Origin of the sequence: Raoultella sp. (assembly GCF_039594335.1) — a bacterium.
Lineage (GTDB): Bacteria > Pseudomonadota > Gammaproteobacteria > Enterobacterales > Enterobacteriaceae > Klebsiella.
The window spans coordinates 1-16,495 of record NZ_JBCNNS010000096.1 but is presented as its reverse complement, the minus strand read 5'-3'; the positions used below and the strand labels follow the sequence as shown (position 1 = coordinate 16,495).

Genomic DNA, 16,495 nt, shown 5'->3' with positions numbered 1-16,495 from the left:
CATCGCTGAACCCCGCTAACCCGGCGGCCTGTAAGCCGTTGTTCCGTGCCAGTGGAGGCGCATTATAGGGAGTTCTCTGACGTTGACAAGCCCTGTTTAAAAAAAACTTTTCAACCGTCTCTTTTTTCACCAAAGCAGCGCATAACGTGGCAAAAAACCAGCGTTTTGCTGTTTTAACCGACGAAATAGTCCACCAGATGGCATACTGATATGGATAAAAAGAGAAAGGAACGGCATATATGTCTTTAAGCGCACAGCAACTGGCGGCACAAAAGAACATCTCCTGGGTATTGGCAGAGAAACTGGCTCAAAAAATCCTGACCGGCGAATACCCGCCGGAAAGCATTCTTCCTGGCGAAATGGAATTGGGCGAACAGTTTGGCGTGAGTCGCACCGCGGTACGTGAGGCGGTTAAGACGCTTACCGCCAAAGGGATGTTGCTGCCGCGCCCGCGTATCGGTACCCGAGTCATGCCACGCAGTAGCTGGAACTTCCTCGACAAAGAGCTACTCTCATGGTGGTTAACGGAAGATAACTTTGAAGAGGTAGTGAGCCATTTCCTGGTTATGCGCAGCAGCCTGGAGCCTCAGGCCTGTTTTCTGGCGGCCACCTTCGGTAACGCAGAACAAAAGGCTCAGCTCAATACCTTAATGGAAGAGATGGGCCAGTTAAAAAAACGCTTTCTACGCGAACGCTGGATAGAAGTTGATATGGCCTGGCATGAGCACATCTATGAAATGAGCGGAAATCCGTTCCTGATCGCTTTCGCTTCTCTGTTTCATTCGGTCTACCACACCTACTTCACTTCTATTACTCAGAACGAAGTGGTAAAGCTGGATCTCCACCAGGCCATTGTCGACGCAATCCAGGATAGCGATGGCCCGCGAGCGCTTAGCGCCTGCCAGACGTTATTGAACGCACCAAATCATTCAGGCAAGTAACAAGGGTTCCACATGAGCGAAAAAAAAGGGCGCAGTATGGCCGGACTGCCGTGGATTGCCGCCATGGCTTTTTTTATGCAGGCGCTGGATGCCACGATTCTCAACACCGCCCTTCCCGCCATTGCGCATAGCCTTAACCGTTCTCCGCTGGCAATGCAGTCCGCCATTATCAGCTACACATTAACGGTCGCCATGCTTATCCCGGTCAGCGGGTGGTTAGCCGACCGCTTCGGCACCCGTAAGGTGTTTATCATTGCCGTCAGCCTGTTTACGCTCGGTTCGCTGGCCTGTGCCCTTTCCAGTTCATTAATGGAGCTGGTTATCTTTCGCGTGATTCAGGGGATAGGCGGCGCCATGATGATGCCGGTGGCGCGCCTGGCATTATTAAGAGCCTATCCGCGCAGCGAACTGCTCCCCGTACTGAACTTCGTCACCATGCCCGGGCTTGTTGGCCCTATTCTTGGGCCGGTGCTCGGCGGAGTCCTGGTCACCTGGGCCAGCTGGCACTGGATTTTCCTCATTAATATTCCTATCGGCATTATCGGGATACTTTACGCGAGTAAATACATGCCGAATTTCACCACACCGCGCCGGCGTTTCGATATCACCGGTTTTCTGTTGTTTGGGTTGAGCCTGGTGCTGTTTTCAAGCGGCATCGAACTGTTTGGCGAGAAAATCGTCGCAACCTGGATAGCCCTTTCAGTCATTGCTCTCAGCGTCATTCTGCTGCTGGCCTATATCCGCCACGCGCGCCGCCACCCGACTCCGCTGATCTCGCTTTCTTTATTTAAGACACGCACCTTTTCGGTCGGTATTGCCGGTAATCTGGCGACGCGTCTGGGCACCGGCTGTGTGCCGTTTCTGATGCCCTTGATGTTGCAGGTCGGTTTTGGCTATCCGGCGATCGTCGCGGGCTGCATGATTGCCCCCACCGCAATCGGGTCGATTATCGCAAAATCGACCGTGACTCAGATTTTACGCTGGCTCGGTTACCGCAAAACACTGGTCGGTGTCACCATTTTTATCGGACTGATGATTGCCCAGTTCTCATTCCAGTCCCCGACAATGCCCACCTGGATGCTCTTGCTACCGCTGTTTGTTCTGGGGATGGCCATGTCTACCCAGTTCACCTCGATGAATACCATCACGCTGGCCGATTTGACCGATGATAACGCCAGCAGCGGTAATAGCCTGCTGGCCGTGACACAACAGCTGTCCATCAGCCTCGGGGTTGCCATTAGTGCAGCAGTGCTACGTTTTTATGAAGGTTTCAACAGCGCCAATACCGTTGAACAGTTTCACTACACCTTTATTACGATGGGGGTGATAACCGTGGTTTCGGCGCTGACATTTATGCTGTTAAGAGCGAAAGACGGCCGCAATCTGATTAAGGAGCGGCACAAGCGTTAAACGGAGCCGCGAACGACCAGCTCCGGGGTAAGCTGAACGCGCTGCTGCTTCTGACCCGGATCGGCCATGCGATGAATCAGCACGTCGATGGCCAGTTCGCCCAGTTCATCTTTCGGCTGATGGATAGTGGTCAGCGGCGGCGTCATATAGCGCGCCAGTTCAATATCGTCATATCCCACCAGCGCCATATCCTGCGGAATCCGTAACCCGGCCTGATACAACGATTGATACGCCCCAACGGCCATCGCGTCGTTACCGACGAAAACCGCCTGCGGCCGCTCGGGTAAGGCGAGCAGCCGTTGCATGGCGCTAAATCCGCCGCCAAATTCGAAATCACTGGTAATGACATAACCTTCCGCCACCGGAAGCCCGGCGCGTGCCATCGCCGCATGATACCCCTCCAGGCGCAAGCGCGACGGCGTTTTATCCAGCGGCCCTGCGATACAGGCCACGCGGGTATATCCTTTATCAATCAGATATTGGGTCGCCATATCGCCGCCCAGCAGCGAGTTATCCTGAATCAAATCGCTATCGCCGTCGAACGGCGCCCAGTCCATCATCACCGTAGGGACTGACGGATAACGCTGCATAATTTCCGGTGAAGGCTGATGCGTTTCGGTGCACAGCAACAGCAAACCGTCGACGCGTTTTTGCATCAGCGTCTCAAGATTACGGTTCATGCGCTGCTCATCGCCTTCGGTATTACACAGCACCAGACTATAGCCACGCTCAAAACAGCTGCGCTCAACGCCGCGCACCAGTTCCGAATAAAACGGATTGGTACTGGCGGTGATCAGCATGCCAATAGTCCGGGTCTGATTTAATTTGAGGCTGCGCGCCAGCGCAGACGGCGCATAGTTAAGGTTTTTAATCGCCGCATCAACTTTGGCGGTAATCGCCTCGCTGACGAAGCGATCTTTATTAATGACGTGAGAAACTGTTGAAGTGGAAACGCCCGCCTCGCGGGCTACATCCTTCATGGTAGCCAAACGTTACCCCTGTTGACATAAAAACTCGTCGATTTCTTCGCGCCATGGTACGGAAGGCTGTGCGCCTTTGCGGGTAACGGCAATCGCCGCCGCCGCATGGGCAAAACGGATCGCTTCTTCCAGCGCAGTTCCTTCCAGTAAGGCCGTCACAAAGGCGCCATTAAAGGTATCACCCGCGGCAATAGTATCGATGGCCTGAACGTTAAAACCCGGAATCCGCCGACCCTGACCTTCGTAACTGACCCATACGCCCCGGCTGCCAAGCGTAATCATCACGATACCAATGCCTTTGTCATGCAGCGCTCGGGCCGCTTTAGCCGCATCGTCATCGTCTTCAACGCGGATGCCGGTCAGCTTTTCTGCTTCAGTTTCGTTAGGTGTAATAATATTTACCAGCGAAAGCAACTCATCTGACAGGTCTCTCGCTGGTGCCGGGTTGAGCACAACGGTAGTTTGATGCTGATGCGCGATTTTTGCTGCCGCCAGCACGCTTTCCAGCGGTGACTCCAGCTGCATTAGCAGCGCCTGAGCACCCGCAATACGCGTTTTTTCCACCTCAACCTGCTCGACAGAGAGCGCGGCGTTAGCACCGGCATGAATACCGATGACATTCTCACCTTCGGCGTTAACAAAAATCAGCGCCACGCCGGTCGGTTGATCTTTGACCGCCCGCACTGGCGCAACATCGATCCTATCGCTTTCCAACTGGCGACGAACGCGGTCGCCGATATCGTCATCGCCGGTACAGGCAATAAACGCAATATCCGCGCCGCTTCGACCGGCAGCGACGGCCTGGTTAGCCCCTTTACCGCCGAAAGCCACCTGATAATGATGACCGGTGACGGTTTCGCCCGGCGTCGGGAAAGATTCAAGGTTAAGAATGTGATCGGCATTAATGCTGCCAAGGACGACAAGTTTGCCTGCGGTTTTCATTATTTCTGTTCCCGGGAAAGCGCCACCGGAGCCCGGTGGCGCATGCCCTGCTTTTCTTTTTTATATTGTCCCTCAGACCGTTTCCAGTCCGAATCGCATCTTACTGCTTAATGACCAGCTTCAGCTCAACCGGATAGCTGGCATCCACTTTATCACCCTTCAGCACTTTATCAGCAGTCTCCACGCCTTTCACGCCGATCTGCTCTGGCAACTGAGCGATGGTCGCTGCCAGTTTGCCACTATTTACCGCTTTTTCACCATCCGGAGTACCGTCAAATCCAACCACCATCACATCGGATTTGCCCGCCGTTTGTAATGCACGCAACGCCCCCAGCGCCATTTCATCGTTCTGCGCAAACACCGCTTGCACATCAGGATGAGCGGTCAGCAGGTTCTGCATGACGTTCAGACCTTTGGTACGGTCGAAGTCTGCCGGCTGGCTGGCCAGAACATTGAATTTGTGCGCGGCAACGGCCTGCTTAAAGCCTTCACCACGTTCACGAGCCGCGGAGGTCCCTGCAATACCCTGCAGTTCAATCACTTTGGCGCCTTCACCGGCTTTCTTCGCAATATAGTCACCGGCCATCTTACCGCCCAGCACGTTATCAGACGCGATATGGCTGACCACATCGCCTTTCGAAGCCTGACGGTCGAGGGTAATGACCGGGATCTTCGCCTGGTTAGCCATCTTCACGGCATTACCTACCGCATCAGAATCGGTGGGGTTAATCAGCAGCAGCTTCGCGCCACGTACCGTTAAATCCTGCACGTTCGCCAGTTCTTTCGCCGGGTTGTTCTGCGAATCCAGTACCACCAGGTTGTAGCCCAGTTTGTCAGCTTCTTTCTGCGCCCCCTCTTTCAGGGAAACAAAGAATGGGTTATTCAGGGTAGAGATAACCAGGGCGATGGTATCTTTCGCTATCGCGTTGGCGCTGACGGTTGCGCTGAGAGCCACAGCAGAGACCAGGGTCGCCAGTTTTTTCATATTCATAGTTAAGATGTCCTGTAGAGTTCTTAGTTACTGCTTTTTGTTGTCTACCAGCACCGCCAGCAAAATTACCACCGCTTTCACGATCATCTGGTAATAGGAAGAAACGCCTAATAGATTCAAACCGTTGTTCAAGAAGCCAAGGATCAACGCACCAATTAAGGTACCGACAATACGGCCTTTCCCTCCCGCCAGACTGGTACCGCCAAGCACGACCGCCGCGATAGCATCCAGTTCATAGCCGGTACCCGCCGTCGGCTGCGCGGAAGAGAGACGCGCCACTTCGATAATCCCCGCCAGCGAAGCCAGCAGGCCGCATAGCGAATAGACAATGATTTTGACTTTATTGACGCTGATGCCGGATAAGCGGGTCGCAGCCTCGTTACCGCCCAGCGCGTAGATATAACGACCCAGCCGCGTATGGTGCAGCATGAACCAGGCCGCCAGAAAGACGATTGCCATAATCCACACCGGCGTTGGAACCCCTAACGGTCGACCGATACCAAACCAGCCAAACAGGTCGGCGTTATCCGTAAATCCGGTGTTCACCGGGCTACCGTTGGTGTACACCATCGTCACCCCGCGCAGGAGCAGCATCATCACCAGGGTGGCGATAAAGGCCTGAACACGCCCTTTAGCCACAATAACGCCGGTCACCGCGCCAATTGCCGCGCCTAAGGCAAGCGCTGCGGCAATCGCCACCAGCGCATTAACCTCCAGCCCTACAATCGATGCCGCAACCGCGCCGGTCAGCGCCAACAAAGACCCGACGGACAGGTCGATCCCTGAGGTCAGAATGACCAGCGTCATTCCGACGGCCATAATGGCGTTGACCGACGTTTGTTGCAGGATATTGAAGAGGTTATTAACGGTAAAAAAGTTAGGGCTCATGGTCGAAACAATCGCTATCAGCACCAGCAGGGCAATCAACGACTTTTGCTCCATCAGCCATGCTTTTGTGAAATAGCGGCGACCAGAAACAGCCTGGGTTGTCATCTTTTTTACTCCTGATTCACACGGTTAAGCTTGCCCACAGCGGCAGCCATCAATACTTCCTGGGTGGCCTGCTCGCGTGTGAACTCACCGCCGAGATGCCCTTCATGCATCACAATGATGCGATCGCTCATGCCCAACACTTCCGGCATCTCCGAAGAGACCAGAATGATGCTCAGACCATCGGCTTTAAACTGGTTGATCAGTTGATAGATCTCTTTCTTCGCCCCGACATCCACGCCGCGGGTCGGTTCATCAAGGATCAGCACCTTCGGCCGCGTCATCAGCCCGCGAGCGATAGCCACTTTTTGCTGGTTACCACCGGAGAGCAGGCCTATTGCCTGTTCCATTGACGGTGTTTTCACATTGAATAAGCGGATAAAATCGCTCACCGCCTGCTGCTCATCTTTGTGCTTCAGGCGACCACCAGCATGGCTGAAATAGCGCAGTGCCGTTAACGACATGTTTTCTTTCACCGACATGCCGAGCACTAAGCCATCGCGCTTGCGGTCTTCGGAGATATAGACAATCCCGTTTGCCAGACCATCCTGAGGAGAACGGGTCACCACTTCATGGCCGTCGAGCGTGACGGAACCGCTGGAGCGCGGCAGAGCGCCGTACAGCACCTTCATCAACTCCGTTCGTCCGGCCCCCATCAGCCCGGCGACGCCGAGAATTTCACCCTGACGAAGGGAAAAGGTCACATTTTCAACGCCAGGTCCGCACAGGTTGTCCACCTTCAGACGAACCGCCCCCGGCGCTTTACCCAGATGCGGGTACTGCTCTTCCAGCTTGCGGCCAACCATCATTTCGATCAGCAAATCTTCATTCAGACTGGCCACCTCGCGCTCGGCAATAAACTGCCCGTCGCGAAAAACCGTCACGTCATCACAAATCTCGAAGATCTCTTTCATACGGTGAGAGATATAGACAATCCCGCGCCCTTGCGCTTTCAGCTCGCGGATGACGCGAAACAGAGATTCCGTTTCGGTATCGGTTAATGCGTCCGTTGGTTCATCCATAATGATGACCTTCGACTCAAAGCTCAGCACCTTGGCGATTTCAACCATCTGCTGATCGCCAATCGACAGATCGCCCACCAGCTTCTGGCTGTTAAAGCGTAAGTTCAGCTTCACCAGCAGCTTGTCGGCTTCGGCATACATTATTTTCCAGTCGATTTTGCCAAACCGGTTCACGAACTCACGACCGAGGAAAATGTTTTCTGCAATCGTCAGCTGTGGGATCAGGTTGAGTTCCTGATGAATAATGCCGATTCCGGCTTCCTGGGAGGACTTCGGTCCGTGGAAAGAGATCTCTTTGCCGAGCCACAACAATGAGCCAGCATCGCGGGTATAGATACCGGTCAGCACCTTCATCATGGTGGATTTGCCGGCACCGTTTTCGCCGACCAGTGCCATCACGCGGCCAGCGTAGACATTGAGCGAGGCGCCGGAGAGCGCCTTCACGCCAGGGAACGCTTTATCGATCCCTTTTAATTGCAATAAGGCTTCCATAGCGGCGACCTCAAAACGTCACGCCGGCACAGAGAATCACGTTCGCATACGGGGAACACTCCCCGCTGCGAATCACCGCCTGACTGTCTGCGGTTTGTTTTTTAAACTGCTCATGACTGGTGTAACGAATTTCAATGGTATTTCCCTGGCGTTGCTGCAGCAGCTCAAGGTGAGTGAGCAACGTTGCATGGAGCTGCGGATTGTGAGTTTTTATCTCTTCCGCCAGGATCGCCGCCTCAACCTGCATTTCCGCCGTCACCACCTCCAGAACCTGCATAAAGGAGGGTACGCCCTGGGTTAATGCCATATCGATGCGCGCGCTGCTGCGGGGAACCGGTAAACCGGCATCACAGACCACCAGCGTATCGGTATGACCCAGGCGGGAGATAACCGAAGAAATATCAGCGTTAAGTACGGTGCCTTTTTTCATTTTTCTCTTTTGCTCCAGTAGCGAAACGTTTCGCTGTCGCAAGTATTGTCAATACACACACGAAAAACCATCACCAGAAGAGAGAAATGTGATCGCCATCGAAACGTTTCGCAAACGCCGGGAAGGAAAAGTGAAGCGGGGCAAAAAAACCAAAAAGCCCTTCACGAGGAAGGGCATCAGAGCATCAAATTTCGACCTGAGTGCCGAGTTCAATCACCCGGTTTGGCGGGATTTCAAACTGATCCGGTGCCCTCAGGGCGTTACGCTGCAGCAGGAGGTAGAGTTTTCCACGCAGACGCAAATACCATGGTCGTTTACCGATAATCAACGATTCATGCGACATAAAGAACGAGGTTTCCATCATTCTGCAACTCAGTCCTTCCAGCCCACAGCGATGGAACACCTCTTCCACGTTTGGCGTTTCGCGCCAGCCGTAGCTGGCCACCACGCGCCAGAAAGACGGTGAAATCTGCTCAATCTGCACGCGACGAACATTATGCACGTAAGGTGCATCTTCAGTACGCAGCGTCAGCAGAATCACGCGTTCGTGCAGCACCTTGTTATGCTTGAGGTTATGCAGCAGCGCAAAAGGAATCACGTTCAGCGCACGGGACATATACACGGCGGTCCCCGGTACGCGAACCGGCGGTGATTTTTCCAGGGAAGAGATCATCGCTTCCAGAGAGTTACCGTGTTCATGCATCCGACGCAGCAGACGGAAACGTTCGCTTTTCCAGGTCGTCATCACGGTGAACATCACCAGACCCAGCGTTAACGGCAGCCAGCCGCCGGAAACAATCTTATCGAGGTTGGCCGAGAACAGCGGAAAATCAATGCTCATAAAGGCAATAAAGAGCAACGTCACAAAGAACTTATTCCAGTGCCAGTTTTTACGCGCAACCGTAGTGAAGAGAATCGTGGTCAGCACCATGGTTCCCGTTACCGCGATCCCGTACGCCGCCGCCAGGTTCGAAGAGTGCTCGAAGTTGATAATCACGATGACCACCGAGACATACAGCAGCCAGTTGATGAACGGAATATAGATCTGTCCGGACTCCATTTCCGAGGTATGAATAATCCGCATCGGCGACAGATACCCCAGGCGAACCGCCTGGCGAGTCAGCGAGAAGACTCCGGAAATAACCGCCTGCGAGGCGATAACCGTCGCCAGCGCCGCAATGATCAGCATCGGAATCAGCGCCCATTCAGGGGCCAGCAGGAAGAAGGGGTTTTTGATCGCTTCCGGGTGCTGCAACAGCAGTGCTCCCTGACCGAAGTAGTTCAGCACCAGCGAGGGCAGGACCACCGAAAACCAGGCCAGACGAATCGGGAGTTTGCCAAAGTGCCCCATATCCGCATACAGCGCTTCGACACCGGTAATGGACAGCACCACCGCGCCCAACGCAACAAAAGAGACGGTTTTATATTCAAGGAAGAAATGAACCGCCCAGTAAGGGTTTAGCGCCTGCAGCACTTCCGGGTTGGCGATAATGCTGCGCGCGCCCAGCACCGCCAGCAACAGGAACCAAATCAGCATAATCGGCGCAAACAGCTTGCCGACCATACTGGTACCGTGCTTCTGGATAGCAAACAGCAGCGTCAACACGATAATGGAGATGGGGACAATCCAGGTATCCAGATTAGGGGCGATAATTTCCAGCCCTTCAATAGCCGACATGACTGAAATCGCCGGGGTAATCACCACTTCACCATAGAAGAAGCTGCCGCCAATCAGGCCAAGAATAACCAGAACCGACGTCATTCGAGCGGACGTATTGCGACCCGCCAGCGACATCAGCGTCAGAATCCCCCCTTCACCGGCGTTATCTGCGCGCATGACAAAAGTGATATATTTGAGTGATACGGTAAAGATCAACAGCCAGAATATTAGCGACAGAAAGCCAAAAACAGCATCACGTTCAACGCCAAAGCCAAACTGACCAGACAGACATTCCCGAAGTGTATACAGCGGACTGGTACCGATATCTCCGTATACCACGCCGATAGCCGCCAGCGTTATTGCTGGCAACGATTGCTTATTATCAGTGCTCATAGACTAGTCTTTTCGTTTATAAAACAAATGTGTGCCTAGTCCCTTGGCCCACAAAAAGCGCACAGTATGCACGATTATTTGCTGAATCGTACCCCTAACTAACATCATATTAACCTGCCTCAAAGAAAATAAATCGATTCTTCAGGCTATTACCATCCCTAATCAAACATCTATACTCGAACCAATAACGAAACATGAAAAAGCACGCAACTCAATTATGGCTCAATCACATTTACTGGCAGAAAGAATTTCCCGGCTCAGCGCCTCCCTTGAAAAAGGTTTGTTCGAACGCAGTCACGCGATACGACTCTGCCTGCTTGCCGCACTCAGCGGCGAAAGCGTTTTTTTACTCGGTCCGCCGGGCATCGCGAAAAGCCTGATCGCCCGCCGCCTCAAATTCGCCTTTCAGCAAGCCCGTGCTTTTGAATACCTGATGACCCGCTTTTCCACTCCGGAAGAAGTTTTTGGCCCACTCTCCATCCAGGCGCTGAAGGATGAAGGGCGCTACGAGCGCCTGACGACAGGTTATCTTCCGGAAGCCGAAATCGTCTTCCTTGATGAAATCTGGAAAGCAGGCCCGGCGATCCTCAACACCTTACTGACGGCAATCAACGAACGTCATTTCCGCAACGGGGCGAAAGAAGAAAAAATCCCCATGCGCCTGCTGGTGGCAGCCTCAAATGAATTACCGGAAGCGGACAGTAGCCTTGAAGCGTTGTACGATCGCATGCTCATCCGTTTATGGCTGGATAAGGTCCAGGATAAAACGAACTTCCGCTCAATGCTGATAAGTCAGCAGGATGAAACCAGCAATCCGGTCCCTGCCAGCCTGCAGGTCAGCGATGAAGAGTTCCGCCAGTGGCAGCAGGATATAAGCGCCGTGAAACTCACGGATAGCGTGTTTGAGCTTATCTTCCAGCTCCGCCAGCAGTTGGATACGTTACCGGGTTCGCCTTATGTCTCGGATCGGCGCTGGAAAAAAGCCATTCGTCTGCTGCAGGCCAGCGCCTTCTTCAGCGGCCGGGATATGATTGCTCCTATCGATCTGATTTTGCTGAAAGATTGCCTGTGGCACGATATCGAAAGCATGAATCTGATGTCACAACAGCTGGAAACCTTGATGACCAGCCATGCCTGGCAGCAGCAGGCAATGCTGACCAAACTGGGCGCCATAACCCAAAGACGCATTCAAATCCAACAGCAGCACAGCGACAAAACCGCGCTGAAGGTCACGCGCCTCGGCGGAATGTTCAGTCGTAAACCGCATTATGAATTACCGTCTGAACTCAAGGATACCACGCTGACTCTGCTGCTCCAGCAGCCGCTTAAGCTGCACGACATGGAAGTGATTCATATTACCTTCGTCCGCGAAGAGCTCTCGCACTGGCTGGAAAAAGGCGGTGAAATCCGCGGTAAGCTTAACGGCATTGGTTTCGCCCAACAGTTAAATATCGATGTCGATACTAGCCTGCATCTGGTCGTTCGCGACGTCAGCCTGCAAGGCTCCCGCCTGTCATTGCCCGGCAGCGAATCGCAAGAAAACATGCCGTCAGAAATCCGCCAGCAACTCGAAGCTCTGGATGACGAGTGGCACCAGCAACATAATCGCTTTAGCGAACAGCAAAAATGTCTGTTTATTCCCGGCGACTGGTTAGGACGTATTGAAGCCAGCCTGCAAGACGTCGGCGCGCAGATTAAACAGGCGCGGCAGCCATGACGCTGGATATGCTGAATGTCATGCTGGCAGTCAGCGAAGAGGGGATGATTGAAGAGATGCTGCTGGCGTTGCTGGCCTCTCCTCAGCTTGCCGTGTTCTTCGAAAAATTTCCGCGCCTGAAGAATATTATCGCCGCCGATATTCCGCGCTGGCGGGAGGCCGTCCGAGCCCGACTTAAAGAGACGTCGATCCCCCCGGAGCTGGATATCGAAGTACAGCACTATCAGCGATCGCAACTGCTCTCCACCTCGCAGTTCATCGTGCAGCTCCCACAGATCCTTGGCCAGTTGCATCAGTTGCACTCGCCGTTTGCCACCCAGGCACAGCAGCTGGTGGATAACAATGCCACCTTTACACCCGCGCTCCATACTCTGTTTTTGCAACGTTGGCGTCTGAGTCTGGTGGTGCAGGCAACCACTCTCAACCAGCAGTTGCTGGATGAAGAACGCGATCAGCTGCTGAGCGAAGTCCAGGAAAGGATGACCCTGAGCGGGCAACTGGAGCCGGTGCTGGTGGAGAACGATAACGCTGCGGGTCGGCTGTGGGATATGAGTGCCGGCGAGCTGAAACGCGCCGACTATCAGCTGATCATTCGCTACGGTGACTTTCTCAGTCAGCAGCCGGAACTGATGCAGCTGGCTGAACAGTTAGGCCGTTCTCGGGAAGCCAAATCGGTGCCAAAAAAAGATGCGCCGATGGAAGCCTTTCGCAGCCTGGTTCGTGAGCCGGCAACGGTACCGGAACAGGTTGATGGCCTGCAGCAGAGCGACGATATCCTGCGTCTGCTCCCGCCGGAGCTGGCGACGCTGGGGATCACGGAACTGGAATTCGAGTTCTATCGCAAGCTGGTAGAAAAGCAGCTACTGACCTATCGGTTACATGGCGACGCCTGGCGGGAAAAAATCACCGAGAGGCCGGTGACCCGGCAAGATTTTGACGAACAACCGCGCGGGCCGTTTATCGTCTGCGTCGATACTTCCGGTTCGATGGGCGGTTTCAACGAACAGTGCGCCAAGGCGTTTTGCCTGGCATTAATGCGAGTGGCACTGGCCGACAATCGCCGCTGCTTTATTATGCTGTTCTCCAGCGAAGTGGTGCATTACGAGCTGACGGGCCCGCAGGGCCTGGAGCAGGCGATCCGCTTCCTGAGCCAGCGTTTTCGCGGCGGCACGGATTTAGCCAGCTGTTTCCGTTCCATCATTGAGCGAATGCAAAATCCGCAGTGGGTTGACGCCGACGCGGTGGTGATTTCCGATTTTATTGCCCAGCGTCTGCCGGATGAGGTGATCAATAAGGTAGGGGAGCTACAGCGCAAGCACCATCATCGCTTTCATGCGGTGGCGATGTCTGTACATGGCAAACCCGGCATTATGCGCATCTTCGATCATATCTGGCGCTTTGATACTGGGTTACGTAGCCGCCTGCTGCGACGCTGGCGGCGTTAACGAAGCTATCGGGGCGATTAAAGGAGCGAAGTCACGCTCTCACGAACCTGCGCCGGCCACACGCCGCACTGTACCTGGCCGATATGATCCAGCTGCAACAGCAGCATGGTAAGACGAGATTGACCAATGCCGCCGCCAATAGTCTGCGGCATTTCACCGCGCAGCAGTGCCTGGTGCCACTCCAGCTTCAGACGATCCTCATCACCGGTGATCGCCAACTGACGTTTCAGGGCATCGGCATCCACGCGGATCCCCATAGAGGAGAGCTCGAAAGCGTCTTCCAGCACCGGGTTCCACACCAGAATATCGCCGTTCAGGCCGCTAAAACCTTCCTCAACCGACGTACTCCAGTCATCATAATCCGGCGCACGAACATCGTGACGCTGGCCATCAGAAAGCTTACCACCAATGCCCATCAGGAATACGGCTCCCAGCTCTTTCGCAACCGCCCGTTCGCGGCCTTTGGCATCGAGATCCGGATAACGGCTCAGCAGCGTCTGGCTATGAATGAACTGAATCTGTTCCGGCAGGAACGGCGTCAGGCCGAATTCTTGACACACGGCGGCTTCGGTCGCTTTGATCCCAGCGTAGATAGCCTCTACGGTTGATTTTAATGTTCCGGCATGGCGTTCATCGTCACCCATCACGCGTTCCCAGTCCCACTGGTCGACATAAACAGAGTGGATGGCAGTCAGTCGGTCTTCATCGGGGCGAAGGGCCTTCATGTGCGTGTACAGCCCTTCACCCGCGCTAAAGTCGTGTTGTCCCAGCGTTTGACGTTTCCACTTCGCCAGTGAATGAACTACTTCAAACTGGGCGTCTGGCAGCGTTTTCACTTTAACCTGAACCGCTTTCTCGCAACCAGACAGGTTGTCCTGAGTCCCGTCTCCTACGCGGCTTAAGATAGGCGCCTGGACTTCAATCAGACCAAGTTTCTCTTCCAACTGGCGGGAAAAGTGAGACTTAACGAAACTAATCTGGCGTTGTTTTGCGATGTATGCGGTTTTCATTTTTTATGACTCCTGCGTCCTGTTGATATTGATTAAGCAACAAAAATGACTACAAACTCAATAATCAAACAACAAAAAGCCACTTTCACTTTTGATTCATTAAAATATACGGCTAATATAGAAAGGATCATCAAACATCATAAGAAAAACCTATGGAAAATTATCAGATCGACAATCTGGACCGCGGCATCCTGGAGGCCTTAATGGCCAATGCCCGTACCGCCTATGCTGAACTGGCCAAACAGTTTGGCGTCAGCCCGGGGACGATTCATGTTCGCGTGGAGAAGATGAAACAGGCGGGCATCATCACCGGCGCCCGTATCGACGTGAATCCCAAACAACTCGGTTACGACGTCTGCTGCTTTATCGGCATCATTTTGAAAAGCGCCAAAGACTACCCTTCCGCGCTGGCCAGACTCGAAAGCCTCGATGAGGTCACCGAGGCCTATTACACCACCGGACACTACAGCATCTTTATTAAGGTGATGTGCCGCTCGATCGATGCCCTGCAGCAGGTACTTATCAACAAGATCCAAACAATCGATGAAATTCAGTCCACTGAAACCCTGATCTCCCTGCAAAACCCGATCATGCGGACTATCCGCCCGTGAGCGGATTTTTTTAATCCCACATTTTCCACAGGTAGATCCCAGCTCGCACACAGCGTACAATGTGCCACTCTGAATAATTGAGCAGGCGATCATGGCAGATATTACGCTTATCAGCGGCAGTACCCTGGGCAGTGCGGAATATGTAGCGGAGCATCTGGCTGAAAAGCTGGAAGAGGCGGGCTACAGCACAGAAATCCAGCACGGTCCGATGATCGAGGATCTGCAGGCCGAGGGCATCTGGTTAGTTATCTCCTCTACACATGGCGCGGGGGATATCCCTGATAATCTGCAGCCGTTCTATGAAGCGCTTCAGGAAAAGCAGGCTGATCTGTCCGCCGTTCGTTTTGGCGCCGTAGGCATCGGCAGCCGCGAATACGACACCTTCTGCGGCGCTATCGACAAAATCGACAGCGCATTGAAGACATGTGGTGCACAACAGATCGGCGAAACGCTGAAGATAAATGTCCTGGAACATGAAATTCCGGAAGATCCGGCTGAGATTTGGGTCGGATCCTGGAAAGATTTACTCTAAGTTTTGTAAAGATCGTCCGATCTCCTGTGGATAACTATACTTAAAAGCTCTGATCAACCGGTAGTTATCCAACGTATAACCCGTGACTGCTTTTTGACCTGTGTATAACCCTTCATTTTGATCCCAGCTTATACGGAACAGGATCACCGATCATTCACAGATAGTGATCCTTCTTAAGTATTTGATCTTAAACCGCAGATCGGGCTTATCCACAGAAAGGTTCGATCCTAATAAGAGATCACAGTAAAACAGATCTCTAAATAAAAGATCTTCTTTTTAATACTCAAGATCCCGGAGCTTTCTCGATCGACTAAAGTTGAGTAGAATCCACGGCCCGGGCTTCAATCCATTTTCAAACCGCTTTATGCGAGGCATACCACCATGTTTTATCAGGATCCTTTTGACGTCATCATCATTGGCGGGGGTCATGCAGGCACTGAGGCCGCGATGGCCGCAGCGCGAATGGGTCAGCAGACCCTGCTTTTGACACACAATATCGACACGTTGGGGCAGATGAGCTGCAACCCGGCGATTGGCGGCATTGGGAAAGGACACCTGGTAAAAGAAGTGGATGCACTTGGCGGACTGATGGCGAAAGCGATCGACCAGGCAGGCATTCAGTTTAGGATACTAAACGCCAGCAAAGGCCCGGCGGTACGGGCCACCCGAGCTCAGGCAGACCGCGTGCTCTATCGTCAGGCGGTGCGCACTGCGCTGGAAAACCAGCCCAACCTGATGATCTTCCAGCAGGCGGTAGAGGATCTGATTGTTGAGAACGATCGGGTTGTCGGTGCCGTTACTCAGATGGGACTGAAATTCCGCGCCAAAGCGGTAGTCCTGACCGTTGGCACCTTCCTTGATGGCAAGATCCATATCGGGCTGGATAACTACAGCGGTGGCCGCGCAGGCGATCCGCCGTCCATTCCGCT

15 protein-coding genes are annotated in these 16,495 nt (G+C 53.6%); 7 read left to right on the top strand and 8 right to left on the bottom strand.

Annotated elements, in window-relative coordinates; genetic code table 11:
- Positions 1-239 precede the first annotated feature (239 nt).
- Complete coding sequence (locus ACZAHD_RS16225; protein ID WP_462457686.1) at positions 240-941, top strand: FadR/GntR family transcriptional regulator; 702 nt, start codon at positions 240-242, stop codon at positions 939-941.
- Between the two features lie 12 nt (positions 942-953).
- The gene (mdtD, locus tag ACZAHD_RS16220; RefSeq protein WP_462457685.1) at positions 954-2,351 is read left to right on the top strand and encodes a multidrug transporter subunit MdtD; all 1,398 of its coding nucleotides are present in this window, start codon (positions 954-956) and stop codon (positions 2,349-2,351) included.
- On the opposite strand, the gene rbsR is transcribed toward mdtD, so the two are convergent.
- From rbsR to kup, 7 genes are all read right to left on the bottom strand, one after another.
- Complete coding sequence (gene rbsR, locus ACZAHD_RS16215) at positions 2,348-3,331, bottom strand: ribose operon transcriptional repressor RbsR (protein ID WP_462457687.1); 984 nt, start codon at positions 3,329-3,331, stop codon at positions 2,348-2,350. The genes mdtD and rbsR overlap by 4 nt on opposite strands.
- A gap of 12 nt (positions 3,332-3,343) precedes the next feature.
- The gene (rbsK, locus tag ACZAHD_RS16210; RefSeq protein WP_462457684.1) at positions 3,344-4,273 is read right to left on the bottom strand and encodes a ribokinase; all 930 of its coding nucleotides are present in this window, start codon (positions 4,271-4,273) and stop codon (positions 3,344-3,346) included.
- A 100-nt stretch (positions 4,274-4,373) separates the two neighbouring features.
- The gene (rbsB, locus tag ACZAHD_RS16205; RefSeq protein WP_462457683.1) at positions 4,374-5,264 is read right to left on the bottom strand and encodes a ribose ABC transporter substrate-binding protein RbsB; all 891 of its coding nucleotides are present in this window, start codon (positions 5,262-5,264) and stop codon (positions 4,374-4,376) included.
- Between the two features lie 27 nt (positions 5,265-5,291).
- Entirely contained in the window at positions 5,292-6,257 is a 966-nt protein-coding gene (rbsC, locus tag ACZAHD_RS16200; RefSeq protein ID WP_462457682.1) for a ribose ABC transporter permease, read from the bottom strand.
- Between the two features lie 5 nt (positions 6,258-6,262).
- Complete coding sequence (rbsA, locus tag ACZAHD_RS16195) at positions 6,263-7,768, bottom strand: ribose ABC transporter ATP-binding protein RbsA (protein ID WP_462457681.1); 1,506 nt, start codon at positions 7,766-7,768, stop codon at positions 6,263-6,265.
- Between the two features lie 10 nt (positions 7,769-7,778).
- A complete protein-coding gene (gene rbsD, locus ACZAHD_RS16190; protein ID WP_462457680.1) occupies positions 7,779-8,198 on the bottom strand; it encodes a D-ribose pyranase in 420 nt (139 codons plus the stop codon).
- Positions 8,199-8,382: 184 nt separating this feature from the next.
- Positions 8,383-10,251, bottom strand: a complete 1,869-nt coding sequence (gene kup / locus ACZAHD_RS16185; RefSeq protein WP_462457679.1) for a low affinity potassium transporter Kup — start codon at positions 10,249-10,251, stop codon at positions 8,383-8,385.
- A 217-nt stretch (positions 10,252-10,468) separates the two neighbouring features.
- Between kup and ravA the strand changes: the two genes are divergently transcribed.
- Both ravA and viaA read left to right on the top strand, forming a co-directional pair.
- The gene (gene ravA / locus ACZAHD_RS16180) at positions 10,469-11,968 is read left to right on the top strand and encodes an ATPase RavA (protein ID WP_462457678.1); all 1,500 of its coding nucleotides are present in this window, start codon (positions 10,469-10,471) and stop codon (positions 11,966-11,968) included.
- Positions 11,965-13,413, top strand: a complete 1,449-nt coding sequence (gene viaA, locus ACZAHD_RS16175) for an ATPase RavA stimulator ViaA (RefSeq protein ID WP_462457677.1) — start codon at positions 11,965-11,967, stop codon at positions 13,411-13,413. Before ravA ends, viaA begins: the two co-directional genes overlap by 4 nt.
- Positions 13,414-13,430: 17 nt before the next feature.
- Here the strand turns inward: viaA and asnA are convergent, their stop codons facing one another.
- Positions 13,431-14,423: an aspartate--ammonia ligase gene (gene asnA / locus ACZAHD_RS16170; protein WP_462457676.1), complete on the bottom strand. Its 993-nt coding sequence runs from the start codon at positions 14,421-14,423 to the stop codon at positions 13,431-13,433.
- Positions 14,424-14,575: 152 nt separating this feature from the next.
- Here asnA and asnC point away from each other — a divergent pair, with 152 nt between their 5' ends.
- The 3 genes from asnC to ACZAHD_RS16155 form a co-directional block, all read left to right on the top strand.
- Entirely contained in the window at positions 14,576-15,034 is a 459-nt protein-coding gene (gene asnC / locus ACZAHD_RS16165; protein WP_045853727.1) for a transcriptional regulator AsnC, read from the top strand.
- A gap of 91 nt (positions 15,035-15,125) precedes the next feature.
- Positions 15,126-15,566 carry an FMN-binding protein MioC gene (gene mioC, locus ACZAHD_RS16160; protein ID WP_462457675.1) on the top strand — a complete coding sequence of 147 codons (441 nt, stop codon included), beginning with the start codon at positions 15,126-15,128 and terminating at the stop codon, positions 15,564-15,566.
- A gap of 381 nt (positions 15,567-15,947) precedes the next feature.
- Positions 15,948-16,495: FAD-dependent oxidoreductase (locus tag ACZAHD_RS16155; RefSeq protein WP_462457674.1), on the top strand; the 548-nt coding region annotated here is incomplete at its 3' end.